At 60.7% G+C, this 25775-nt stretch carries 14 protein-coding genes; 5 read left to right on the top strand and 9 right to left on the bottom strand.

Going from position 1 to position 25775, the window contains the following annotated elements:
• Positions 1 to 103 precede the first annotated feature (103 nt).
• Both fucP and MRS74_RS04135 read left to right on the top strand, forming a co-directional pair.
• Positions 104 to 1423: an L-fucose:H+ symporter permease gene (gene fucP / locus MRS74_RS04140; protein WP_254579011.1), complete on the top strand. Its 1320-nt coding sequence runs from the start codon at positions 104 to 106 to the stop codon at positions 1421 to 1423.
• A gap of 234 nt (positions 1424 to 1657) precedes the next feature.
• A complete protein-coding gene (locus MRS74_RS04135; RefSeq protein ID WP_254579010.1) occupies positions 1658 to 2446 on the top strand; it encodes a hypothetical protein in 789 nt (262 codons plus the stop codon).
• A 171-nt stretch (positions 2447 to 2617) separates the two neighbouring features.
• Here MRS74_RS04135 and mgrA read toward each other — a convergent pair whose 3' ends face one another.
• From mgrA to MRS74_RS04095, 8 genes are all read right to left on the bottom strand, one after another.
• Positions 2618 to 3646: an L-glyceraldehyde 3-phosphate reductase gene (gene mgrA, locus MRS74_RS04130; protein ID WP_254579009.1), complete on the bottom strand. Its 1029-nt coding sequence runs from the start codon at positions 3644 to 3646 to the stop codon at positions 2618 to 2620.
• 201 nt (positions 3647 to 3847) lie between these two features.
• Positions 3848 to 4966: an ABC transporter ATP-binding protein gene (locus MRS74_RS04125; protein ID WP_254579008.1), complete on the bottom strand. Its 1119-nt coding sequence runs from the start codon at positions 4964 to 4966 to the stop codon at positions 3848 to 3850.
• A gap of 24 nt (positions 4967 to 4990) precedes the next feature.
• Positions 4991 to 5863, bottom strand: a complete 873-nt coding sequence (locus MRS74_RS04120; RefSeq protein ID WP_254579007.1) for a carbohydrate ABC transporter permease — start codon at positions 5861 to 5863, stop codon at positions 4991 to 4993.
• The gene (locus MRS74_RS04115) at positions 5856 to 6791 is read right to left on the bottom strand and encodes a carbohydrate ABC transporter permease (RefSeq protein ID WP_254579006.1); all 936 of its coding nucleotides are present in this window, start codon (positions 6789 to 6791) and stop codon (positions 5856 to 5858) included. Before MRS74_RS04115 ends, MRS74_RS04120 begins: the two co-directional genes overlap by 8 nt.
• A gap of 75 nt (positions 6792 to 6866) precedes the next feature.
• Complete coding sequence (locus MRS74_RS04110) at positions 6867 to 8114, bottom strand: ABC transporter substrate-binding protein (protein WP_254579005.1); 1248 nt, start codon at positions 8112 to 8114, stop codon at positions 6867 to 6869.
• A gap of 252 nt (positions 8115 to 8366) precedes the next feature.
• On the bottom strand, positions 8367 to 9830 hold the full coding sequence (locus tag MRS74_RS04105) for an ATP-binding protein (RefSeq protein ID WP_254579004.1): 1464 nt from the start codon (positions 9828 to 9830) through the stop codon (positions 8367 to 8369).
• 78 nt (positions 9831 to 9908) lie between these two features.
• Positions 9909 to 10649, bottom strand: coding sequence for a response regulator (locus MRS74_RS04100; RefSeq protein ID WP_254579003.1), 741 nt, complete (start codon positions 10647 to 10649; stop codon positions 9909 to 9911).
• 27 nt (positions 10650 to 10676) lie between these two features.
• Entirely contained in the window at positions 10677 to 11537 is an 861-nt protein-coding gene (locus tag MRS74_RS04095) for a MurR/RpiR family transcriptional regulator (RefSeq protein WP_254579002.1), read from the bottom strand.
• Between the two features lie 224 nt (positions 11538 to 11761).
• Between MRS74_RS04095 and zwf the strand changes: the two genes are divergently transcribed.
• The 3 genes from zwf to MRS74_RS04080 are packed head-to-tail and all read left to right on the top strand — an operon-like array spanning position 11762 to position 14622.
• Positions 11762 to 13231 (top strand): glucose-6-phosphate dehydrogenase, encoded by a 1470-nt coding sequence (zwf, locus tag MRS74_RS04090; RefSeq protein WP_254579001.1) that lies wholly within the window; start codon positions 11762 to 11764, stop codon positions 13229 to 13231.
• Positions 13218 to 13934, top strand: a complete 717-nt coding sequence (gene pgl / locus MRS74_RS04085; protein WP_254579000.1) for a 6-phosphogluconolactonase — start codon at positions 13218 to 13220, stop codon at positions 13932 to 13934. Before zwf ends, pgl begins: the two co-directional genes overlap by 14 nt.
• 28 nt (positions 13935 to 13962) lie before the next feature.
• Complete coding sequence (locus MRS74_RS04080) at positions 13963 to 14622, top strand: bifunctional 4-hydroxy-2-oxoglutarate aldolase/2-dehydro-3-deoxy-phosphogluconate aldolase (RefSeq protein WP_254578999.1); 660 nt, start codon at positions 13963 to 13965, stop codon at positions 14620 to 14622.
• A 427-nt stretch (positions 14623 to 15049) separates the two neighbouring features.
• Here MRS74_RS04080 and MRS74_RS04075 read toward each other — a convergent pair whose 3' ends face one another.
• Entirely contained in the window at positions 15050 to 25747 is a 10698-nt protein-coding gene (locus MRS74_RS04075; RefSeq protein WP_254578998.1) for a hypothetical protein, read from the bottom strand.
• Positions 25748 to 25775 lie beyond the last annotated feature (28 nt).

Genomic DNA, 25775 nt, shown 5'->3' with positions numbered 1-25775 from the left:
TACAAAGTCCGGCCGTGCCGTTCATTTTAGGTTGACCTTGGCGTGGCCAAATGCCGCCTGAAACCAACAACCGTCCTGCGGACGCTTTAGTGACAAGGCGCTTATGAACAAGAAAACACCGCTGGTCTTTCGGGACATGATTCTGCCCTTTATTCTGCTCACCACCTGCTTTGCCGCCTGGGGCGTAGCCGCCAACATGACGGACCCGCTGGTCAAGGTGTTCAGCAAGATATTCACCATGAGCTCGCTGCAGTCCGCCCTGGTGCAGTTCGCCTACTACGGTGCCTACTTCTGCCTGGCGCTGCCGGCGGCCTTTATCAACCGCCGTTATTCGTACAAGGTCGGCGTACTCACGGGCCTCGGCTTCGCAGCCCTCGGTGCCTTCATGTTCTACCCGGCGAGCCAGACGCTGAGCTACGGCTTCTTCCTCGCTGCCTTGTTCATACTCGCTGCAGGCCTGTCGATACTCGAAACCTCGGCCAATCCCTTCGTGATCGCCATGGGCCCCTCGGGCAATGCCACCAAGCGCCTGAATCTGGCCCAGGCCTTCAACCCGGTCGGCTGCAATCTGGGGGTCTTTCTTGGCGCCTCGCTGATCCTGACGCAGCTCAATCCCGCCACGGCGCTGGAGCGCGCAGCCATGCCGGCTGAGCAGCTCGTTGCCATTCAGAGCGCCGAGCTTGATGCCGTGATGCTGCCCTACGTCGGCATGGCCTGCGTGCTGCTGCTGATCTGGTTTCTGGTGGCTCGCATGTCGATGCCCGGCGCCGATGAAGCTCGCTCTGGCAACACTCAGGACAGACAGAGCGCCAAGATCGAGTTTCGTGCCACCCTCAAACGCCTGTTCCGCAATCGCCACTACCGCTTTGGGGTCGTCGCTCAGTTCTTTAATGTCGGCGCCCAAACCTGTGTCTGGACCTTTACCATCCAGTACGTCATGGATGCACTGTCGGTTGACGAAGTACGCGGCGGTGATTTCCTGCAGTACAGCCTGATTCTGTTTCTGCTGGCCCGCTTCGCCATGACCTGGCTCATGGGCTATGTCCGCGCCAGCGCCCTGCTGGCCGGTCTGTCGGTGCTGGCCTGCGTGCTCTGCCTGATCATGATCGCCAGCCCCGATATGCTGGGTGTCTGGGCACTGGTGGCCATTTCCGGCTGCCTGTCGCTGATGTTCCCCACCATTTACGGCGTCGCCCTTGAGGGGCTGGGGGACGACACCAAATTCGGCGCCGCCGGCCTGGTGATGGCCATCCTCGGCGGTGCCATTCTACCGCTGGCCCAGGGCGCCATGATCGATAGCTACGGCAGCGCCCTGTCCTTTATCGTACCGGCACTGTGCTTCCTGGTTGTCGGCCGCTACGGCCTGTTCGATCTAAAATCCAGCGAGCGTAAAGCTGGCGCAACAGCCGTAGCTGCGGTCTGAATCCGGCCCAAAGTAACGCCGATCAATTGCAACGCAAAATCAACAGAACACCCGGCCCCGCGCCGGGTGTTGCTGTTTTGTGAAGCCAAACTGATACAGGAGTGTTACAGGCTGTGTGTATCAGCCAGGGCACAGCGTCTACACTTCATTTACAGACGTTGCGCTGAGGCGCCCGGCGATTCGTCTGATCCTGCTCAGGTGCCCTGCTCTCCTAATGTGCTGGAGGTACCGCTGATGAACACCCAGGAAAAGACAATCCCTGCCCACTGCTCCACCCCAGATCACCTTGCACTAGCGCTGACAGACCAAAGCTCGACGCGCCTGCGACTGCTATTACTCATGCTTTGCATTGCGGCTCTGCTCAGCGCTTGTGGCATTAACCAGAACTACTCATCCGCGCAGCACAATGCCATATCGCTCACGGCCGATGATTTGCGAACGCAGGGCGTCGCCTTTATCAGCCCCTCCACCATTACCGGCCAGGAGGAAGACAAGCAGGTGCTGGCCTTCGTGTTCGCCAATACGCTGGCGCGGGAGCGCCCGGACATTTCCGTGAAGCCCCTGCCTGAGACTCTGGGGGCAATAAACAGGGCAGGACTGGCCTCGGAATATAACCGCATGTTCCAGGATTACCGGGAAACCGGCATATTCAACCGCTCAAGCCTCAGTCGGGTCGGCGCCGCCGCCCAGGCGCGCTATCTGGTGCAGCTGAACCTGGCCAACTTTCGCCAGGACTCCCGTGGCCGCTTCAGCATGCTGGGCTTCCATGTCTATCAGACCAGCCACGCCAATATCCGTCTGTTCATCCAGATCTGGGACAGCGCCGACGGCAGTATTGTCTGGGAGGGTGTGGAAGAACTGAACCTGGCGCAGGAGACCAGCAAGGAAAAGACCATCACCTTTACCTCGGTGGTCGAAGCCTCGGCCCATAACCTCATAGCCCTGCTGCCAAAGGCCAATCTAGCCAGCACCCTGCCAGCAGCCAAGGCGTCTGACACGCCCATAGAACTGAGCAAGCATTAACCACGATATTGCAGCAAAAACTTTGCAGAAAAAAATGCGGGGCCCGAAAACCCCGCATCGCCCCGTTCTCACTCAATCAATCTGACCAGGTCAACCTTGCAACCTGCGGCTGCAGTGCCGCTGTTCTCTTCTGATTCTCGCCCAGCGGGTACAGGTCAGCTGCGCAAGCGCTTAATCCCTGGACGACTGCGCCCACAGATTAATGTCTGCCTCGGTTGCAAACTGGTCGATTTCGGCCAGTTCACCAGCCGTAAAATCAGGCTTTTCAAGCGCTGCCACGCTGTCGATCACCTGTTCCGGCCGGCTCGCGCCAATCAGCGCCGAGGTCACACGACCGTTACGCAGCACCCAGGCAATGGCCATCTGCGCCAGCGTCTGGCCACGGCGCAGGGCAATGGCGTTGAGGCCGCGAATGCGGGTCAGGTTCTCATCGGACAAAAACGCCTGGCTGAGCGAACCCTGCTGGGTGGCGCGGCTGTCGGCCGGCACGCCCTTGAGGTACTTGTCGGTCAGCATGCCCTGGGCCAGGGGTGAAAAGACAATGGAGCCTGCGCCCACATCATCGAGCGTATCGAGCAGGCTGTCGTCCTCGATCCAGCGATTGAGCATCGAATAGCTCGGCTGGTGAATCAGACAGGGAGTACCCAGTTCGCGCAGTATTGCCGCCGCTTCCCGGGTACGCGCTGCACTGTAGGACGAAATCCCCGCATAGAGCGCCTTGCCCTGGCGCACCGCGCTGTCCAGCGCACCCATGGTTTCTTCCAGCGGCGTTTCGGGATCGAAGCGATGCGAGTAGAAGATATCGACATAGTCGGTGCCAAGGCGTTTCAGGCTTTGATCCAGACTGGCCAGCAGGTATTTACGGCTGCCAAATTCACCATAGGGGCCCGGCCACATGCGATAACCCGCCTTGGTCGAAATGATCAGCTCATCGCGGTAGCCGGCAAAGTCGGTGTTCAGCAGTCGACCGAAGAATGCCTCGGCAGAGCCCGGCGGTGGGCCATAGTTGTTGGCCAGGTCGAAATGGGTGATGCCCAGATCAAAGGCCGTATGGCAGATCGCCCGTGCAGTGTCGATGCGCGCATCTTCGCCGAAATTCTGCCACAACCCGAGGGACAGGGCCGGCAACTTCAGGCCACTGCGCCCGGTGCGGTTGTACTTCATCTGCGCATAGCGCTCGCTGGAGGGCGTGTAACTCATCGGTATCGATCCCTTTGACTGGTTTACTTCAACAGGCTGTACAGAAGCAGATGTCGCCCAAGTGCCACCGCCTCCGACGACAAACTCAGGCAACACAATACAATGTTAGCGATAACCCATCGATTAAACAGGCTGTATCTACCGCAAGCAAGTGCGCAGCCATAAGGCTGCGCACTCTGTTGAACCTGTAACGAGGCTTGTTTAGGCCCGGTCGATCCGCTCTTCGGTGGTCGGATCGAAGAACACCACCTTGCTCATGTCGAACATCAGCGGCACCACCTGACCCACCGGCGTGCTGTAGCCAGGATTGATGCGGCAGTTGATTTCAACGCCGTTCACTTCGGCCACCAGCATGGTATCGGCCCCCGTGGGTTCGGTGACCAGCACCTTCATCGGTACCTCGCACACCATCGCCTCGCCAGCCTTGTGGGGTACAGGATCCGTGATCATCTCTGGCCGCACTCCCAGGATCACCTGCTTGCCGATATAACCGCCAAGGCGTTCGGCGTTGGGCACCGGCAGCCAGGACGGGTTACCGGCACCGTCGGTAATCTCGACGCCCAGGCCCCTGTCACTGGCCACCAGGGTGCAGGGAACAAAGTTCATGGCTGGCGAGCCCATGAAGCCTGCGACAAACTTGTTCACCGGATTGTCATAGATCTCCTGGGGCGTGCCCAGCTGCAGCAGCTCACCACCACGCATCACGGCGATGCGATCCGCCAGGGTCATGGCCTCGATCTGATCGTGGGTCACGTAAACAATGGTGGTACCCAGACGCTGGTGCAGTTTCTTGATTTCGGTGCGCATTTCAACGCGCAGTTTGGCGTCGAGGTTGGACAGCGGCTCATCGAACAGATAGAGCTTGGGACGGCGCGCCAGCGCCCGTCCCATGGCCACGCGCTGACGCTGTCCCCCGGACAGCTGGCCGGGCTTGCGATCCAGCAGCGGCTCGATCTGCAACAGGCTGGCCACCCGCTGTACTTCCTGCTCGCGCTCGACCTTGGGCACCTTGCGGATCTCCAGCCCAAAGGCGATGTTTTCACGTACCGACATGTTGGGGTACAGCGCGTAGGACTGGAACACCATGGCGATATCGCGATCCTTGGGGGCCGCCTGGGTGATGTCGGCGTTGCCGATCAGGATGCGGCCGCCGGTCACATCTTCGAGCCCGGCAATGCTGTTCATCAGGGTCGATTTACCGCAGCCCGAAGGCCCCACCAGGATCAGGAACTCACCTTTTTCAATGGCAATATTGATGCCCTTGAGTACCTGGGTCTGACCGTAGGACTTGGTAACGTTGTCGATGGTTAAACTAGCCATGAGAATAAGCCTCTTATTGTTCTATCAGCCTTTGACGGCACCGGCGGTCAGACCGCGCACAAAATATTTTCCAGCCAGTACATAGACCAGCAGGGTCGGCAAGGCAGCGATCAGGGCCGCGGCCATATCCACGTTGTATTCCTTGCCGCCAAAGCTGGTGTTGACCAGGTTGTTCAGCGCCACGGTCACCGGCTGGGTCTGGGCGCCGGAGAACACCACACCGAACAGGAAGTCGTTCCAGATCTGGGTAAACTGCCAGATGACGCAGACGACAATGATCGGCGTCGACAATGGCAGCACCACGCGACGAAAGATGAAGAAGAATCCGGCACCATCAAGGCGTGCCGCCGAAATCAGCTCTTTCGGCAAACCTACATAAAAGTTACGGAAAAACAAGGTAGTAAAAGCAATACCATAAGTAATATGTACCAATACTAGCCCCGTCACTGTATTCGCCAGGCCCAGCATGGCCAGCATCCGCGCCATGGGTAGCAGTATGACCTGGAACGGGATAAAGCAGCCCACCAGCATGGCACCGAAGAGGATTTCGCTACCGCGAAATTTCCACAGCGACAGCACATAGCCATTGAGCGAACCGACCAGGGTCGAGATCAACACCGCCGGAATAACGATTCTGAATGAGTTGGCGAAAAACGGCGCTATCCCATCACAGGTGCTACCGGTACAGGCGCCACTCCAGGCCTTGCTCCAGGCATCGAAATTGATAGTGCCCGGCAGTGACAACAGAGTGCCGTTACGGATTTCTTCCACATCCTTGAGCGAAGTGAGCAACATGACCCACAGTGGCAACAGGTACACCAGTGCGGCCACACCCAGCAGGACATAGAGACCATAGCGCAGCAGTTGCTGATTCAGGGTTTTCTGAGGCTTAACCATTTTTCTTGCTCCTCAGTTCGGAATACAGATAAGGTACGAGTATCGCCAGTACACCGCCGAGCATGACCATGGCACTGGCGGCACCCAGGCCCATCTGGCCACGGGTAAAGGCGTGCTGGTACATGAAGATTGCCGGCAGATCGGATGAATAGCCCGGCCCCCCGCCGGTAAGCGCCGCCACCAGGTCGAAACTCTTGATGGCAATGTGCGACAGAATCACAAAGGCACTGAAAAACACCGGCTTCAGACTCGGCAGGATGATGCGCCTGTAGATCATCGGCATGCTGGCGCCATCCAGTTGCGCCGCCTTGATCATTTCCTGGTCCACGCCGCGAAGGCCCGCCAGAAACAGCGCCATGACAAAGCCGGAGGATTGCCATACCGCTGCAATCACCAGGCAATAGACCACCATGTCCGGGTTGACCAGCCAGTCGAAGGTGAAGCTCTCGAAACCCCAGTCGCGAATCGTCTTTTGCAGACCCAGGCCCGGGTTGAGCAGCCACTTCCAGGCGGTACCTGTGACGATAAAGGAGATCGCCATGGGGTACAGGTAGATGGTTCGCAGTGCGCCTTCAGCGCGGATCTTCTGGTCCAGCAGGATAGCCATCAGCACACCCAGCACCAGACACACCAGAATAAACAAACCACCGAAGATAATGAGGTTTTCAACGGAGACACCCCAGCGATCATTCTCCATCAGCTTGCTGTACTGTGCGGTGCCAATGAATTTCCACGATGGCAGGATGCGGGAGCTGGTGAAGGACAGCAGACCGGTCCAGATCATGTAGCCATACACGGCTACCAGGGTAACGATGACGGTTGGCGCCAGCACCAGCTTGGGCAGCTGTGCCGCAAGACGATCCTGGAAGCTGAGCGCAACCGGTCGCACCGACCCGGTTTCGGGCAGTGGCAAGGCTTTCTCGTTCATAAGGGGATACCAAAAAGAGGGTGGCTGAATGCGAGCCCTGATCCACACACTTCATGGATCAGGGCTCGCCACCTGTCACAGCGTCGCTTTTACCGCGCGAGCCAGTTTATCAGCGGCATCTTCAGCGCTCATATCGCTGGCGTTGAAGTAATTGGTGACGACATCATAGATGGCGCCCTGTACGCGGGAGCTTGTGGCCATGCCATGCGCCATGCTCGGCACCAGTGTGCCCTTCTCGGCACTGACGGTGAAAGCGTCCATGGAGTCATGGGCGCAGCTGTCAAACGGCGTACGGTCCATGCCCTGACGCGCAGGGATCGAACCCTTGTTCAGGTTGAAGGTTTCCTGGAACTTGGGATCCATGACCATTTTGGCCAGGTCTTTCTGCGCCTGCACACGGCTGTCATCAGACTGAGTGAACATCGCCAGGCTGTCGATGTTGAAGGTAAACATGTCCGCAGTGCCAGGCGCGGCTACGCAGACATAGTCGGTGCCAGGTGTCTTGCCGGCGGCGGTGAATTCACCCTTGGCCCAGTCGCCCATGATCTGCATGGCCGCCTGGCCATTGATCACCATGGACGTTGCCACGTTCCAGTCGCGACCGCTGGAATCAGCATCAATCAAGTCACGCATCTTCTTGAAAGTAGTGAGAACCTTCACCATGGTTTCACCCTTGAGGGTGGCATCGTCATGCTCAACAAAGGCCTTGCGGTAGAAATCTGCACCCTCTGCCAGGGCAATGGCTTCAAAGGTGGTGGCGTCCTGCCAGGCCTGGCCGCCATGTGCCAGCGGAATAATACCCGCGGCCTTGAGCTTGGGGCCTACCTCGATCATCTGTTCCCAGGTCGTGGGGATTTCAACGCCGGCTTTCTTGAACGCCTCGGGGTTGGCCCAGAGCCAGTTGACGCGGTGCACGTTGACCGGTACCGCCACATAGTGACCGTCGTACTTCATCACATCACTGACCACCTCTGGCAGCAGTGAGTCCCAGTTGCCAGCGGTGGCAACGTCATCCAGTGAGGTCAGGAAACCCAGCTCACCCCACTCCTGGATATCCAGCCCCTTGATCTGGGCTGCGGAAGGAGGGTTGCCGGAAATGGCACGGGATTTCAGTACGGTCATGGCCGACTCGCCACCGCCACCGGCTACGGCAAAGTCCGTCCAGGTATGGCCGGCATCTTCCATTTCCTGCTTGAGTACGTTGACAGCGGCTGCTTCACCACCGGATGTCCAGTAGTGCAGCACTTCTACTTCACCGGCAGAGGCGGTGGCACAGGCTACGGACAGCGCAATACCGCTAAGGCAGGTCTTCAGAGTCTTCATATTTTCATCCTGTATTATTGTTATCCCCGGGGGCTGTTGCAGCCCTGAACCGGATGTACGTAAATTAACAAAGCGCTAACAGGAAAGGGGTAACCTTACGCAAGGAATTGTAACAAAGTGCAACAAAGCAACCAGGCAGGTGCAGAACAGCCACGGACAACACACAACAGGCGCGCATCCAGGCTGAAAGACCGCATAACGGATTTGAAAGGCAGAAAAAGGTACGGCAATCAGGGTGCGCACAGGGCGCCGCTAGCGCGGCAGCGTCAGCCGCGCCTCAAGACCGCCCTGGTCACGATTGGCCAGTTCGATATCCCCACCATGGGCACGGGCAATATTGCGCGCAATCGACAACCCCAGCCCCATGGAGGAATGCGCCGCCGGGTCCAGGGTCTGATTCGCCAGCAACCTTGTATAGGGGGCGAATACGCGTTCCTGCTGAGCGATCGGTATCCCGGGGCCGTTGTCGCATACCCGTATTTCCAGCAGCTGACTGCTGTCGTTTATGTGAATATCGGCGCGGCCGCCGTAATAAAGCGCATTGTCCACCAGATTGCCGACGCAGCGGCGCAACGCCAACGGCTTGCCGAGAAAGGGCTCGCGCTGCTCGCCGTCCAGCGTAACGACCTTGCCGGCCAGCGCGGCGCCGTCGCGCAGGTAACAGAGCATGCGGTGCAGGTCCACCTCGACCCGGTTTTCATGGATATCCGTATCCTTGACGCTTTGCAGCGCCCCCTTGACCAGCATGTCGAGGTCTTCAAGATCGTGGCAAAATGCGTCGCGCTCACTGTCATTGTCCAGCAACTCGGCGCGCAGCCGCAGCCTTGTAATAGGCGTTTTCAGGTCATGGGAAATGGAAGCAAACAATCTTTCGCGATCATCAAGGTAGCGCTGGATGCGCAGCTGCATGGCGTTAAAAGCCCGTGCCGTGGTTTCCAGCTCGCGACTGCCCGTTTCTGGCAGGGCAAGGGCTTCACCCTGACCAAAGCTTTCCGCCGCCAGCGCCAGCCTGCGCAGCGGGCGGGTCAGCGAGCGCACAATCCAGACTCCGAACAGCAGCATAACCCCCAGTGACACCAGCAGCGAGATCAGGCGTTCCCTGGAAAGTGGCGTACTTGTTTCCAGAAAATCCGGGTCTGGCATCAGGGTCGCCAGATAGAGCCATTGCTCTGGCGCGATGGGAATCTGAATCACCAGGATGGGAGCATCCCTGCCCCCCAGTAGCAGGGTCTGACTCCCCCAGCGCTCAGGCAGATCGAGCAGCAGGATATCGTTCTTGATGACATGCAGATCGGAAGGGCGGGAAAAGGCAATCCTCAGATCCTCGGTCACACCCAGCTGGCGTGCCAGTACATCACGAAATTGCTGCACGACCCGGGTTTTGAGCGGGGAATCCGGCAGGTCATTGACCCGGATCTCTTCGTGATTAAGGGTTACAAAGAACCGCGTACCACCCATGTCCCGCAGCTGATCAAGAATCACATGGCGGTAGGCAATGGGCAGCTCGGTAAAGAACTGCACAGTGGAAGCCACCCGCAATGCCATGTGCCGCGCCATTTCCTGCACATTCTGCTCGGTATCGGCACGCCATTGCGTCAACCAGATGGCACTGGAGACCAGTTGCGCCAGCAGTACGCCCAGACCCAGCACCAGAAGAATTCGACTCGAGAGCGAACGCGGCCAGCGGCGCAGCACAGTTGTCAGTGACTTGATCATATGCTGCCCTCCTTCGTGGTGCAGCCGACTGGCGCCGCGGATACAGAGGTAACCTCTGCAGGCATGCGCAAGGCCCTCTTACCGGACCGACTCATCGGTGGCCGCCACTGTCGCGGCCAGTACATAGCCCTGGCCGCGTACCGTCTTGATCAGTTGGGGCGAGCGGGCATCATCCTGCAGGCGCTGTCGCAGCCGGCTGATCTGCACATCGATAAAGCGGTCCATCGGCAGGTTGTCCCGGCCCCGTGTCTGCTCGGCGATCAGATCTCGACTCAAGACTTTGCCGGCATGGTCCACCAGCAGCCGCAGAAGATCGTACTCGGCCCCGGACAACAGCAGCGACTCGCCGCTTAATGTACAGAGCGCACGGGTGGCCGAGTCCAGTTCAAACCCGGCAAAGCGCAGATAGCGCGCCGACGTCCGCGCCTGTGGCGCCTCTGCGGAAGCATCGCTGCGCCGCAGTATGGCCTTGATGCGCGCCAGCAGTTCCCGCGGATTAAAAGGCTTGGCCAGATAGTCATCGGCGCCGATTTCCAACCCGACGATACGGTCCATCTCATCGGAATTGGCGGTCAGCATGATGACCGGCACTTTCGAGAAGGTACGCAGCTTGCGGCAGATTTCGAAGCCATCGTCCCCCGGCAGCATGATATCCAGCACCACCAGCGCCACCGGGGCGTCGGCCTGGAGTTCACGCAACAGGCTTTCACCATCGGCCGCGGTTTTCACCGCGAACTGATTACGCTCCAGATAGCTGCGCAGCAGCGAGCGAATCGCGGCATCGTCATCAACCACATAGATCGGTTTACTTTGAGTCATTTTTATTGTGTGTCTGCCGTGCTCGGATTAGTCCTGCGGATACCTGGTAGGCACCAGACTGTCCTTGATTTTCTTAAGATAACGCTGGAAATCCACCCCCCGGCGCAGCGTGACTCCCGTGGCCAGCACATCCAGCAGTGTCAGCTGAATGATGCGCGATGTCATGGGCATATAGATGTCGGTATCTTCATGGCTCGGCACCGCCAGCAGCAGCGTGCATTCCGCCGCGAGCTGCGAATGCTCACTGGTGATACCAATAACGGTAGCACCGCTTTCGCGGGCTAGGCGGGCAATATCCACCAGTTCCCGGGTGCGCCCTGTATAGGAAATGACCACCACCACATCACCGGTGTTGGCACCGGCCGCCACCATCCGCTGCATCAGGACATCATCGTAGGCCATGACCGGGATATTGAGGCGGAAGAACTTGTGCTGTGCATCCATGGCCACCGGGCCCGATGCGCCCAGCCCAAAAAATGCCACCTGCTTGGCCTGGCTTAGATAGTCCACCGCCCGGGTGACCAGCGCCGAGTCAAAGCCCTGACGTGCGCTGTCCAGTGCGGCGATGGTGGATGAGAAAATCTTGTCGGTATAGTCTTCGGTCGAGTCGTCCTGCTCTACACTTCGAGAGACATAGGGCATTCCCACCGCCAGGCTCTGGGCAAGCTGGATCTTGAAGTCCGGGTAACCACGGTTGTCGAAACCACGACAGAAGCGATTGACCGTAGGTTCACTAACACCCGACGCCTGAGCCAGGGCTGTAATACTCAGTCGGGTAGCCGTTTGGGGATCACGCAGAATCACCGTCGCCACCTTGTGTTCAGACTTGTTAAGGCTGTCGAGGCGCTGGCGAATCTGCTCGAGAAGATTAACACTGTTCGTGTTCATGGCAGACTCTGATAGTTGGTAAATTATCTACATTTCACTCAGGGGCCCACTATAACGCCCCCTTGATGGCCTGCCAACCTTCCAGACACGCAAAAAAAGGCTGTCGTGATGGCGTAAATACGCCTTATTTTGGTAAGTTTTACAAAATAACCAGTTGACTAGGCATTTTAGCCCCGATAGGATCACCACATATTCGTTGAATAACTACAAACAGGTCGAGACACATGTCTATAACCGACACTCCCTGCGACATCCTGTTCTTTGGTGCCCTGGGAGATCTGACCCAGCGCAAACTGCTGCCGGCGCTTTACCAGCTGGATCGCGCAGGCCTGCTGGCCGCCGACACCCGCATTATCGGCCTGGCCCGCGGCTCTGAACCCGCTGCCAGTGAAGCCACCAGCGAAGCGAACCTGCGTCGCTTCGTATCCGAGCAGGATCTGGATACAGCGACTGTTAAAGCCTTTCTGGCCAAGCTGCAGTTCCTCAACTTCGATTTTGGTGCAGCCCCAGGCTATGCCAGCCTGAAAAACCTGCTGGATGAAAAGCCGGATCGCGCGCGGGTGTTCTACTATTCCACCGCCGCCTCCATCTACGGCATGATCAGCAAGAATCTGCACGACAGTGGCTGCCTTGATAAAGAATGCCGCGTAGTGCTGGAAAAGCCCATCGGCCACAGCCTTGCCTCGTCGCACCAGGTCAATGCCGATGTCGCCGAGTATTTTGCCGAATCCCAGATCTATCGTATCGACCATTACCTGGGCAAGGAAACGGTACAGAACCTGATCGCACTGCGTTTTGCCAATAACCTGTTCGGCGCCCAGTGGAATCAGAACCACATCTCCCACGTCGAAATCACGGTGGCCGAGAAGGTCGGTATCGAAGGGCGCTGGGGCTACTTCGACAAATACGGCCAGCTGCGTGACATGGTACAGAACCACCTGCTGCAGCTGCTTTGTCTGGTCGCCATGGATCCACCGTCTGATCTGACCGCCGATGCCATTCGCGACGAGAAGGTAAAGGTACTGCGCTCCCTGCGACCAATCACCGATGATATCCGTGACAGCCACGTCATTCGTGGCCAGTACATTGCGGGCGAAGTGGAAGGCAAGGCGGTGCCCGGCTACCTCGAAGAACCGGACGCCAACACCAGCAGCAACACCGAATCCTTTGTCGCCATCAAGGCCGAAGTGCGCAACTGGCGCTGGGCCGGTGTGCCTTTCTATCTGCGCACCGGCAAGCGCCTGCCGGAAAAACTTTCGCAGATCACCATACATTTCAAGCAGCAGCCGCATTACATTTTTGATCCGGAACAGCGCGCACTGGCGGAAAACCTGCTCACCATCAAGCTGCAGCCGGACGAAGGCATATCCCTGCACATCGCCACCAAGGACCAGGGGCTGGGCAAGGGCATGCAGCTGCGCCAGGCACCACTGCAGGTCAGTTTTGCCAAGGCGTTTGACATGGATCGTGTACCCGATGCCTACGAACGTTTGCTGCTGGAAGTCATTCAGGGCAATCAGTACCTGTTCGTTCGTCGCGACGAAATCGAGCACGCCTGGACCTGGTGCGACCAGATCCTGGCCAACTGGAGCGACAAGGGCGATCCCCTGCCCTATGCCGCCGGCAGCTGGGGGCCTGAAGCGTCCTATACCATGATGAACGGTGATGGCAGGAAGTGGCATGAGCAAAAGTGATATCACGGCGCTGCTGCCGGAACAGGTAAAACTGCTGTGTTTTGACACACCGGAGCTGCTGACCGACGCCCTGGCACAGCATATCAGCCAGAGCCTGAGCGACGCGGTACGAAGCCGCGGCGCGGCGGCCATTGCACTGTCCGGCGGACGCACCCCCCTGCCCCTGTTTAAGCGTCTTAGCCAGAGCCCGCTGCCCTGGTCCTCAATCAGCGTGACACTGGCAGATGATCGCTGGCTGGCCACCGATCAGGCCGACAGCAATGCAGGTCTGATCCAGAGCCATCTGTTGCAGCACCAAGCACAGCAGGCCCGTTTTTTCGGCCTGTGGCAGGCGGACAAAAGCGCCCACGACGCCGAAGCCGACTGCGCCCAGCGCCTGGCAAGCCTGCCGGCAGAGCTGGACCTGGTGGTGCTGGGCATGGGCAACGACGGCCATACGGCGTCGCTGTTTCCCTGTGCCGAGGAGCTTGAGCACGCACTTGAGACCGACGAACCCTGCGCCGCCGTCACACCGACCAGTGCGCCGCATGTACGCATGACCCTCAGTGCCAAACGACTGCTGGCCAGCCGTGAACGTATTCTCCACCTGAAAGGCGCCGACAAGCTCGAAACCTTGCAGCAAGCGTTACTGGACGACGACATCCGCATCATGCCGATACGGTTATTCCTGCGCCAGCCCCTGACCATTTACTGGAGCCCTTGAGGCCAGTCGCCGAAATACAGGATTAATGATGACTCACACGATGCTTTCTCCCAAAATCACTGCTCAGATTGATGCTATCTGCGCCCTGGCGCCGGTGATTCCGGTGCTGACCTTCAACTCGGTTGAAGAAGCGCTGCCCATCGCCGAAGCCCTGTTCGAGGGCGGCCTGCCGGTACTGGAAATCACCCTGCGCACTGAAGCTGCACTGGCATCCATCCAGCTGCTGGCCGAACGCCTGCCAGAAGCCAAAATCGGCGCCGGCACTATCGCTACACCGGCCCAGTACCAGCAGGCCTGTGATGCCGGTGCGTCCTTTATAGTCACACCGGGCTCCACCTGCGAACTGCTGGACACCGGCGTTGCCAGCAAGATCCCGTTGCTGCCAGGCATTCAGACGATATCGGAAATGATGGAAGGCATGCAGCGCGGCTACCAGCGTTTCAAGTTTTTCCCCGCTACAGTGGCAGGCGGCACTCCGGCACTGAAAGCCTATTCAGGCCCCTTCCCCGATGTGCGTTTTTGCCCCACCGGCGGTATTCGACTGGAAACCGCGCCTGAGTTCCTCGCCCTTGGCAACGTCATGTGCGTTGGCGGCTCCTGGCTGACGCCGGCCGACCTGGTCGCCAAAGGCGACTGGAAAGGTATTCGCGATATAGCGCGGGATACCGTAAGCCGCCTGCGCGGCTAGAGCACTTTCATCTTACATCGACCCACTGCGATAGTTGAGACGAGATTAAGGTGACCCTGTTGGAGCCTGTGCAGGCTGGGGTATCGGAGCGGTTTGGTGGCGCATGTTGCGCCTTGCTGGCGCGTTACTTTCTTTGCTCGTGCAAAGAAAGTAACCAAAGAAAGCACGCCCCCATCAGCCGGCCTGCGGCTGCACTGCGCGCCGGAATGATGTCCCGGACGCCGCTAAGGGGACATCCATGTCCCCAATCGGCGGCTCGGCAGTCCCTGCCTCACCCCTTCGGGTCTGATCGGAACATAATCCCGGTGCTCGTCGGCTGCTGAGGGGGATAGCGAGCCGTTCTGAGCGTTATGTAGTGTGGTCGTAGGAGGCGCGCCCCGCGACGAAGCCTTGATACAGATATCTACCGCGCGCACGGAAAGAATTCTCACTCTGGAGGCTGAAACTCGAGCCGCGCTGCCTTGAGCCGGTTACTCAGCTCCTGCAAATTTATCTCCTGCACCTCCAGCTGCGAGGGCCTGTGCTGGGCTTGCGGTGTTCCTTCTACTGCCGTTGTTTCACCGGGACCTGTCACCCGTCCATCGGCGCCTCGCACCCAGGGCGTACTAATAACAAGGATACGCAGTCGCCCCTGGGCGAAGGCCCGCAATACCGCATTGCCCCCCGCCAGCTGCACCGCATAACGCTGTCGCTCTGCGTCGGTAAGATCTCCACGCTTCAGGTTCTTTAAGGCCGATGTAACCATCTTCGCAGCAGTGAATACCGTGTGTGCCTCGCTGCCCTGCCAGACGCTAATATTGTTAGGCCCCTCAGCCGTTTGAATGTCGGCTGCGCCGCCTTTTTCTTCAACGACCCACAGCTCTCGCCCATAGCGCACAATACGATCCAGCAAGCCTGAAGAGACAATATCCAGCCCTTGTGGCGGCCATAACTCGGCAGAGGGTCGACCGTAAAGTCTCTCCAGCGCTTCTACTGCGCCCCTTCCCCCCAAAGCCTCGGAAATACGCCTGGCACGCTGCAACGCCAGAAGAGCAGCGCGCTGGGCATCGGCGGCGCCGGCGGTGTCGCCTTGCCCTTTCAGGCGACCGTAATCCGCCCAATGGCCGGCAGCTTCCTGATTGATCTGATTGTAGCGAGCCACAAGGTCCGCCACCCTCTCCGGTGCAAGCTGTACCTTTCGCTCGGCGCCCCGCAGGAAGGGCACACTGCCTTCGGCGCTGGATAACATCGAAAGCACGGATTCGGTGGCCGCCAACGCCTCGTCCTGTGCCCGCTGTCGATCACTTCGAGCCTGGCCAATCTCAATATCCAGAGTTGCCTTTCGGGTTTCGGCTACCGCATCGTTGCGGTTTGCCAGACGGGCCCGCTCGGTCTCAAGCTGTTCGAAGCGCGTACGGGCCTGATCGGCCAGGGCGTGCTGCTCTTGAGCGAAATTCAGAAACTCTTCAATAGTGTCGCGTTCGGCCTTGCTGAAGCGCGCCGAGAACATCCCCGTACCCACTCTGCGACCCAACAGCGAGCGCGCCCAGGCGCTGATGCGGCTGCGCAGGGAACGACCGATCATCGCCTGGTCGTTGGCTTCGATGATCAAACGATCCCCTTCGACCGATTCCAGGACATTGGGTCTCTCGCCGGACTGGATACGCTCCAGCTCCCCTCGCCAGAACCCCTCCATGCGCTGCGCGAAGGCCGCTCTTTCACTCTGCTGAACACCAAACGTCTGCTCAAAGCGCGCAGCCTCGGCCTCGACTATTGCTCTCATCTCAGAGGTCAGGCGGCCATCGAATCCCAAATCCTGTAGCAACTGCCGTTTGTAGATCTCATTGGCCAAATCCCGCCAGGTTGAGTGCGGGTTGAGACGGATGCGGATCTGGGCACCGTCTAACTCCAACTCGGCCCTCGCGCCGGGACGATCGGGGGCAGCCACCTCCACCAGGTCCACACCCTGGTCTCGCAGCACCTGAACCAAATCCGCTATATCAGCGAGTCTGACCCGCTGACCCAGGGAGTCTGGCGCCTGCCGGACACGCTGGCCGAGCTCTGCAAAATCGGCCCACCGCAATCCCGGACGCAGCTGCGGCAACTGTCCCATGGGGGGCAGCCCAAAACGCAATCGCCGGGCCAGGGCCGCCCACAGCGGTGATCGTTCACCGGGCTGTGGCAAGTTGCGGGGATCGATCCCACGGTCAGCGAGGGCGTCTCTCAGTCCTTCGAGGCCAGGCCTTAGCAACTCGGCAGCCAGCGTCGGCGTGGTCATCAGGTCCCGGGCGATTTCATCCGCCCTGTTGCGCCAGAGTCGGTCAGATATGGCCCGCCCCTGGGCGCGCAAGGGTTCCGGCAGACCGGAAAGTACCTGCAGGAAGGTCTCAAGACCGGTGATATCCCTGGCGCCCCCCGTCAAGGCCTGCAGTTGCTCAACGGGGCCCTCACCCCGCCGGGATGCCTGTTCAAAGGCGCTCCAGTCCAGGGCGCGATCTTGTGCCAGCAGCCGCTCAGCCGCCCTCCAGCCACCTGTCCGGGAGCTGCCTTTCAAACTGCGCAGCAATCCCTCCAGGGCAGGTCGTGCGCCCTCTGGTGCCAGGGCCCGAAGGGTCGCCAGCACGCGACGTGGGTTGGGTAGGTCAACGTAATCAATGCCCACTTGAGCCCGATTGCCAGGCTGCCCAGCCTCCGCTCCTGTGCCTGATGCGCGGGGGCTATTGATCACCACCGCGGTCTCGGGCAAATCCCAGGCATCCACCGCACTCTGCCGCGCGCTGGCCAGCACCACCACCAGATCGCTGTGGCCGGGACGACAGGCGCCCGCGTCTGCGCATACAGCGAAACGTACCCGCACACCGTTGATGGTTACTACGGAGCCCGCCCCATCGGACAGCGCGTGGGCATCACCGCTGACCCATGTCGCCCGCTGCCCGGATTGCAGTATTACTGCCCCGTTCATCGGCCGGTCGCTCCCCGTTCCCGAGGCGTCCACCCCCAGGGCCAGGTTCATGCCAAGCCGGTCGGCAATCGCCTGGAGCCGAGCCACCACAGCGCTGTCCAAAACATCGCCTTCGCCAATAGTTTCGCGCGTAAAGCGAAGGCGCAAGGCATGTTCAGGCAAGGTGACGAGGTCGGGGGAATCACCCCGCAACTGCGCCACGGCGATCTGTTCAATAAGACGCCCCAGCTCCCCCTCAGTCACCACGGACTCACCCTCGGCGGTGACCCGAATCTCGATACCCTGGCCTTCCCCTATCTGTACACGGGCGACTCTAACAGTGCCCGGTCGACGCGCAGCCGCGGGGCGCACCGGTAACGCCAGTGCCCCCGGACCGGCATCGGCAGGTCGTACACGCACGGTGTGGATTTCACCCTCCGCCGAGGTCAGCCGGAAAGTCGACGGCTCCTGAGGCAGTCGCTCTATAAGCCACCCTTCCGCCAGCAGACGTGCGGCCCAGGCGTTTAAACCTTCTGGCGTGGCATCAAGGGCTTCAGCCACCCTCGGACGCAGGCGCAACGCCTGACCGTTGACGACAACCATCAGATCGCGCGCCGTCTCAATGACCTCCAGGCCCTGGTTGCGCAGCCACTCCAGCAAATCTGCGCGCCGCTCCCCGCGGAAGCTGAACAGGCCATCCGCCGTCGGGCGTATGCCGAATTCCGTGAGAAGCTGTCGCACGACCTGGCCCTGCTGATCCAGTCCCCGCTGCACATCGCGCAGACCGTCTTTCAGGGCTTTGACCTGCCCATCTCCGATCAGGCCCTGGACCTTGAGCCCCTCGGCCAGCCGGATTCGCTCTCTGAGGGCGTTGATTTGGTCCTGCAGGAGGCGCTGCGTTTCACCTGGCGTGGGCGCCCGGTCGCTTCCCTCCAGGTTATGCCGGCGCCGATTCAGCTCGGCAATGGCGCGATCACTGGCGGCAATGTCGGCTTCGATCCGAACAGCACGGTCACCCAGACGCTGCCGGGCAGCAGCGCGCAGGCGCTCGGGCAACAGGTTCCGCCCCAGTAACACCCCGGCCTTGAGCACCAGTAGCGAACCCACTGTCTCAAGCATGAATTTCGTACCGTCGATATCACGCCAGCTCCTGCCCTGGGCTTCAAGCTGTATAGCCTGGTGAGCAAACGACAGCGACGCGAAAGACATCAGCTCGACAGACCCCATCACCAGTCCCTGAGCCCAGCGATTCTTCAATCCAGCCGACAACCGGGCACCTATCTTGCCCGCGATCTTCAGAGCACCCAGCATGACGAGGTTTTGCACAAACTGGGAACCGAAGCTGTCGCGGCCGAAGGGCCGTCGGTGCAGCAGGTTGTCGTAGGCCATGTAGGCGCCGGTGAAAATGGTGGTCTCCACCAGCAACATGGCCGCCACCTGTGCGATGCGCGCGCCCCGCAGGCCGTGCACGGCAAGAATCAGCACGGGCCCCGTCACCTCGGATGCAGCCCCCAGAGTGATCGCCGTCAGCAGCAGCGCCGCCCCCGCTTTCCACAGGGATTCGGTCTGATAGTCGTCCACCACTGAGGCTACCCCGGCCGCCCAGGATTCCAGCAGGCGCGGGTTTATGTCACGCAGCGCCCGGGCAACATCAACGCGTCTATCGCCCAGAGGACGCCCGGACGCTATGGCATCCAGCACCGACGTCCATGCGCGCTCCATCGAAACCGCTGTTCGTCGCAGGTGTCTTTGTTCAGGGTCCGTACCCGGTGCCGTTACATAGCTGTCAGCAAAAATGTCTTCAACCAGCTTCACCTCCTTGCGCAACGCATCCCGGGACTGTTCGATGTGCAGTGCCAGGGCTGCGTGCTCCCTCAGGGTGATGGCCGTATCCAGCCAGTCCGCCGCATGACGATGACGGCCATCACGGCGGGCCGCCTTGTAGCGCTCAAGTGCGCGCTGCGCCTCGGCCAAACGCTGGCGGACGAGCTGCGTGCGCGGAGCACCCAGGTACTGACGATCCGCGTAGCCGCTATCGATTGCATCCAGCACATCTGAAGCCTCCTGACGCGTTCCAGCCAAGCGCTCCTCTGCCTCTTTCTCCAGTGCGCGGAAGGCTTCCTCATCGGCGGGCGTGACAAGGTCACTCTCCAGGCTGCGCAGGCGATCGAGCTTCTCCGCCAGCGCCTGGCGCCGGGCAAAAGCCTGCAGCGAACCGTCGAGAATCGATCCAACGCCGCCTTCCAACAAGTCCCGTGCCTCCTTGCGCACCAGGTGCTGGTGGAAGGCCTGGGGATCAAAGTCAGTTGCGGCCTTCTCGGCGTAGGCCAGGTTTTGTGCTACATCGCGGGCGTCGCCGTACAGGATGCTCTGGTGGGACTGGTTCGCCAGACGCAGTGCCGCCCTCAGGTCGTCCCCGTCCAGACCGGCATCGGCCCGCGCCCGCGCCTGCTCCAGGCGTTCGGGCGTTACACCCAGTTCCTCAAGGTAGGCGCTGTGCAGATCAGCCAGTGCACGCTTGCCCGCCGCCAGGTCATTGGCCATTACCGCGTTCCACAAGGCATTACCCGCTGCCCGGGTGCCTGTGAGCTCCTTCCCGGCCTTGTCAGCCTCAATCGCACGCAACGCCAGGGCGACCTCCGCCGCATCAGCCTCGCGTACCATACGATACCAACCGCTCAGCTGATTCAATGCATCCCGCGGCGCACCGCTTCCCGCGTATTCCCGTGCCTCGGGATTGTCCACCAATTGCCCGGCAAGACGCCTGGACGTCGCCAACCGTCCCAGGGTGGGCAGAACATCCCGGGCCAGAAAGTCACCGTATTCTTTCAATTCCCGGGTCAGATCAGGATCACCCCCCGACAGCAGAACGCGGCGGATACGAAGCTCCAGATTTTCAAACAGCGTCCGGTCGACATCCTCGATACCCGTCGTCGCAAACAGGCGTCGCCCATGGGTGCGTGTGGCCACGGCCAATACGACGTTATTGGTCTGCTCCAGCAACGTCTGGGTGCGGGCCCAGCGCTCGGACGCACGCAAGTTGTAATTGCCCGTCAACGCGCGCCAGCGCCTGCGCAAATCCCTTACGCCTTCGCGTTCAGCAGTGTCCAGACCACCCAGGTCGAGCCGGGACAGCGGCTGCAGGCCAGGGCTTGCGAGGGCGTAGGACATGTCGTCGATACGCCTTTCCAAGTCGTTCCGCGTCGGCGCCGGCAGCAGTTCTACCGGCGCCCCAACCGCCAACTGGGCGAGATGCGGGCCCAATCCGCGATCGCCGTAGACCTGTTCCGCGACATCTTCCCAGCTCATTGACGGCGTCTTGAGCACCAGGCCACCGGGCTCAAAAAGTAGCTTCAACACCTTCTGCGAGGTCAGCTCATCAGCTGTTGCACGCACGCGGTCAACCAGGTAGACAAGCCCTGCGTTACCCACCAACAGGGCCTCCTGCACGGCATCGCTGGGCTGATCACCGGCCAGAGCATGGTCAATATTCCGCTGCATGACCTGGGGTCCAAGCTGGGATGCCCAGGCGCGCACTCGAGCCGCCAGTAGCGGGTCAACCTGTCCTCGCACCAGCCCCATCAGGAAGTCCCAGGCTTCATCTTTGGCCTCGTCCTCCCCATGCCGAAGGCCGCCAAACACCTCGTCCAGCCGATCGAGCAGTTCAGGCATCAGCCCTGGCAGCGCCAGCCCGATCCGCACAACGCTCTGAAGCTTGGGGTCTGTCATTCCCTCGTTGACGGCGTGGGTCCACAATTGATCCAGCACAGCGGTGTCCAGCCCCACAGGGCGCCTGGCCAAGCGTTCAGTCACCACTGCCACGACATCCGCCGGGTCAAAGCGATCCAGGCCCTCGTAGGCCCCCAGGGGCCCGTTCACGCCTTCGGCGATCGCCAGGTCTATCAGTAGAGACATCCCCTCAAGATCATCCACAGCCAGGTCGCCGATGGCGGCCAGCACCCGGCCCTCGATAGCCTCTGTCAGCCCGGGCACCGCATCACCCGCGCTGCGGGCAGCATTCAGTACCGGTAACCAGGGGCGCACGTCACCCGTATCCATGCTGTGTACACGCGCGACCAATTGATCCAGCAGCTCACTGCGCCAGGTCGCCTCATCCCCCTCGAAGCCATCGAGCCCAACCAGGTCACGCCCGCGCAATCGGTCCAGAAGCGGCACAAGGTCTGGCGGACGTGCTGCGCTGATAGCGCGCGCCGCCAGGCGACGGAACTCGGCCCATCGGGTTTCACTGCCCATTCGGCGCAACGCAGCCGCGGTGCCCAGGTCGCGAACAGGTGCTTCGGGAAAGCCGGCCTCGTAATTGTCCAGCAAAGTGAGTATCCGGGGACGGCGTTGCTCCGGCACTCTTGGCAGTACTTTTTCAAACAGGTTCAGCCAGCCTCCCCGCTGCCCGGCCGCGGCTCTGGCAAAACCGCTCAACACAGCCCGGGCCAGCGCGTACGCCGAATCGGCATCCAGGGCATCACTGGCCAGCCCCTCCAGCTTGTCGGTTAGGGCATCCAGCACTTCATCCGGTGGATCCAACTGCATCAGGCCTGCAAACTCGGCCGGTTTCGCGCTGGCAATCCAGCGCCGCCACTGTTCCGGCGTCGCCCCCTTCAGGCGCAATTCATGGATCGGCAGGGAGCGGTCATTGCGCGCGCGCCGCATCCAGTCACCCAGCGCCAGCACCAGGTCGGTAGCGGCATCAGCGTCTTGCCCGGACACATCCAACGCCACATCGACAACCCGGTGCAGCGCCCGCACCCGTGCAACAGGGTCGGATTTGTCGACCAACAACATGCGCGCGAGGGTGTCGCCCGGGACACCCAGGTCCGTGGCCGCTGCTACGATGCGAGCGAAGGACAGGTCGGCATCGGCCGGTTCCGCGCCATCCGCCAACGGAGCTGCCCGGCGCCGCTGATTGATGTAGGCCCCTGGGCGACGTCTGGCCGCCAGCAAGTTATCCAGCATCCATGCCCCGCGATCGCCGAGACTGTCGTTGTTAGCCGGCGTGATCTCCAGCAGATCCGAGGGTTCGGGGGCACTGGCTGCTCGCATGCGGAGCAATACACGTTCCCGGGAGGCGATACGCCCGCGCAACTCGGATAGACGCCGCCCGCGCTCACGCATCCGCCGAAGCACGAACATCGCGGCATCATTGCTTGCAGCATGGGCATCAAGGCCTTGCAAGAGTTCATCGCCGATACCGTCGTGCATCTCCTGTAAGCGCTTGCCACCCTCCTCCTCGACTCGATCGGCTTTGCGGGCCAGGGCCCGGGCCCGGCCGATCTCGCCTTCATCCTTCAGTTGCTGCGCCCGGCGTCGCATCGCAGCGACGAGGCTCGCAAGTTGCGGCGCCACATCGATGACGTGGTGATTGCGCCTTTCCCACCAGGCTTCATCCAGCCCGGCCACAGCCTCACGCGCCTCCCCAAGGGCCACATCGCGGCGACGTACCAGCCGTGCCCGCCGGCGACGCAGACGGCCGACGATAACATCACGGTCTGCGTCCCGCGGAGTACCCCCCCGGCGATCCAGATCACGCAGTCGACGCCGCAGCTCGTCGTCCAGTTCCTCGATAGCGCGATCCATCTTTACGATGCGGTGAAACAGCTGCCCCAGTGGACCCTGTTGTTTCAGGCCTTCCAGTGTGCGCTCCAGCTCCTCCGTCTCGCGAGTGTCCCGCGCGTTGTCGGCCTCCAGGTCCTCGACGACCTCTCGCGTCTCTGGCTCCACAGCCTCCGGCGGATCATCTGGATCGACCCAGGGGTCTGGCGGAGGGCCACCTGCGAGCTTTTGGCGACAACGGCTAAGCTCGTGGTTCATCCGGTCCAGGCGCTGCTGAATTTCGTCCCACAGCTGCTTGAGCCGGTCTTTGGCAGCCGCCATTGGCCCATCCCAGAAGGTGTTGTAGGCGTCTAGGGCCTGGTTGAACCCCTGCCTCTGCGCCTCATACAGATCAAAAGCTTCGCGGTAAGCCGCCACCGCCTGATCATAGGCGCTGGATACCTGGTGGCGCCGACGCACATCGGCGGTGCCTGTTGCGTCTTCCAACTGTTCGTATTGCCCCCGCAGTTCGCGCAGCCGGTCCGCGTAGCGCCGGACCTGGGTTTCATATACCTGTAGACGTGCTTTCTCAGCCGCGAGAACTGCGGCCAGACGACGGGCCTCTGCCTCCGTCACCCGCTTCAGTTCAGCCCGCTGACGAACCCGCTCGGCAATCTCGTCACGCAGCCGCTGCAACAGTGCACGGTCCAGCTGGCAGGGCGGATTTGCATCCAGAATCTCGTCGATGCGATCCCCGATATCCTCCTCAGGCAAGGGTTCGGGGGTATCATGAGGATCCTTATCCTGAACAGGCGCAGCATCATCCGAAGCACCCTCGTCGGCACCGCCCGGCGGTTCAGCGTCGGGGTCCTCGTCGGGCGGGGGGGCGCGCCCATCGGTGTCGGCGGGAATACGATCGAAAGCGGATGCAACGTTGTTGCAGTCGCCATCGAACATCGGCGGGACATCCAGGGTCTCGGGCTGCAGGGGAATCCGCGGCCCCAGCAATACCGGGCGCCCAGGGTCACACTCCTCGCAGCGCGCCAGATATTGTGCGTAATCACGGTCGATAGCCCGCTGCAACAATTTCGTGCGCTCGTCGAGCTGGCGTTGCCGACGGGCAAGCATTCGATTGATGTGCTCCAGCCGATAGCCCGCCCGGGAGATGCGGCGCAACGCCTGGGTGCGGGCAGCCTTCGCCCGCCGCCCAATGCTGCCGCCGCCCCTGCGCCTACGAATTTCGCGCCCCCCATCCAGGCTGTCGATAACCTGACAGGTCGCCGCACGCAGCATGGCGTCAGCCAACCGAATGTCGGCGATTGCCTGATCGATGATGGGCCTATACTGGTTCCAGAAACGGGTATAGCGCTCCAGCAGTTCTGTTGTATAGCGCTGGCCGCGCTCATTCAGGTCGTCCTGGCGGCGGAAGGCAGGATCGCCCACTTCGGTCTTGAACAGCGCATGACAGGGAACACAGTCAACCGCGGCATCGGCTGGCGGCTGCCAGCCCTGGAAGGTATCGGGTTCAGGTTCCGGGCCGGTATCCCGCGGATCATCGTCACTGGGAGGGGGGATCAAATCGGGCAGGCCCTTAACGAAATCCACGTTGTCTTCCAGGCCACCCACGTCGTACTTCTGGCTGGGGGTATACTCCAGGCACAGCAGGTCGCAAAGGTTAGGACGGAAGTCTGGCGCCTCTATGCCCCAGATCGGCAGCTCGCACAAGGCGCACCGAGCCAAAAGCGCTTCGTATTCGGCCTTGAGTTTCGCCAGCTGCTCCTTCGCGGTTTGGTACCGAACCTTCTGCGCCCGATAGCGCTGGCTATAGTCGCGGCAACTTGGGCCGTTGCAAAAATCATGGCGAAGTTCGTTGAAGCGTTTTTGCCAGAACCGAAGCCTACTTTCACGCTCAGAAAGCCTTCTGTTTGGGTGCTCCTTGTCAAATATTTTGGCTTGCAGCTCTTCAAGTTTTTGCGCCAGCTCGCCGCGCCGGGCTGGATCGGTGTTGGGGTCATTCAGTTCCCGATGTGCTGCCCGCCACTGGTCAAGGAAATCCTGATACTCCTGATCCTCGTCGACAGGGCGTCGCTCCTCGCGAAACTCCTTCAGAGCCCGGCGCAGACTTTCCACATAGCCTGACTGCCGAAAGTATTCATAGATGACCTCATCCAGTCGCTTGACTTCATCGATAGCGGCCTGTAACTGGACGAGTGCAAAGCGTGCCGCCGAGATAATCTCCATGGCCCGCAGTTCGCATTCCTCGCAGTCGACCTGAGGGACCACATCACTCGGATCATCCCCTCCCTCCGCCTCTTCGCGGCTTTCGAGCTCCTCAATCCACGCTTCCAGGTCGGCCCACTCTTCATCGTTAACCTCAGCCCACGCCTCAAACTGTTCTTCGTTCGTGGCTTCTGTAGCCAACTCGATCATCCCGAAAAGTCGCGATGCTGATAAACCGAAGGTGCCACCCTCGAATAGCACCGGGGCAGTCTTGAGCGTCCAGAATGTCCGGGTACGCAGCAGCCAGCGGGAAACACTCCAGCGCATGTCATGCAGGGTATCCTTCCCCAGCCCCCGCACTTCCAGTAACTCGCCAACGCTTGAAAACGGGCGCTCTTCCCGCCTCGCCACCAAAACCCTGGCGACAGACAGGGACAAGCCCCGGGCCTTCTTGCTTGTCGATCCA

The organism is Marinobacterium sedimentorum (genome assembly GCF_024267675.1).
In the GTDB taxonomy this organism is placed as follows: Bacteria; Pseudomonadota; Gammaproteobacteria; order Pseudomonadales; family Balneatricaceae; genus Marinobacterium_A; species Marinobacterium_A sedimentorum.
The sequence above is the reverse complement of the archived record's forward strand: the minus strand, read 5'-3'. Positions and strand labels throughout refer to the sequence as shown.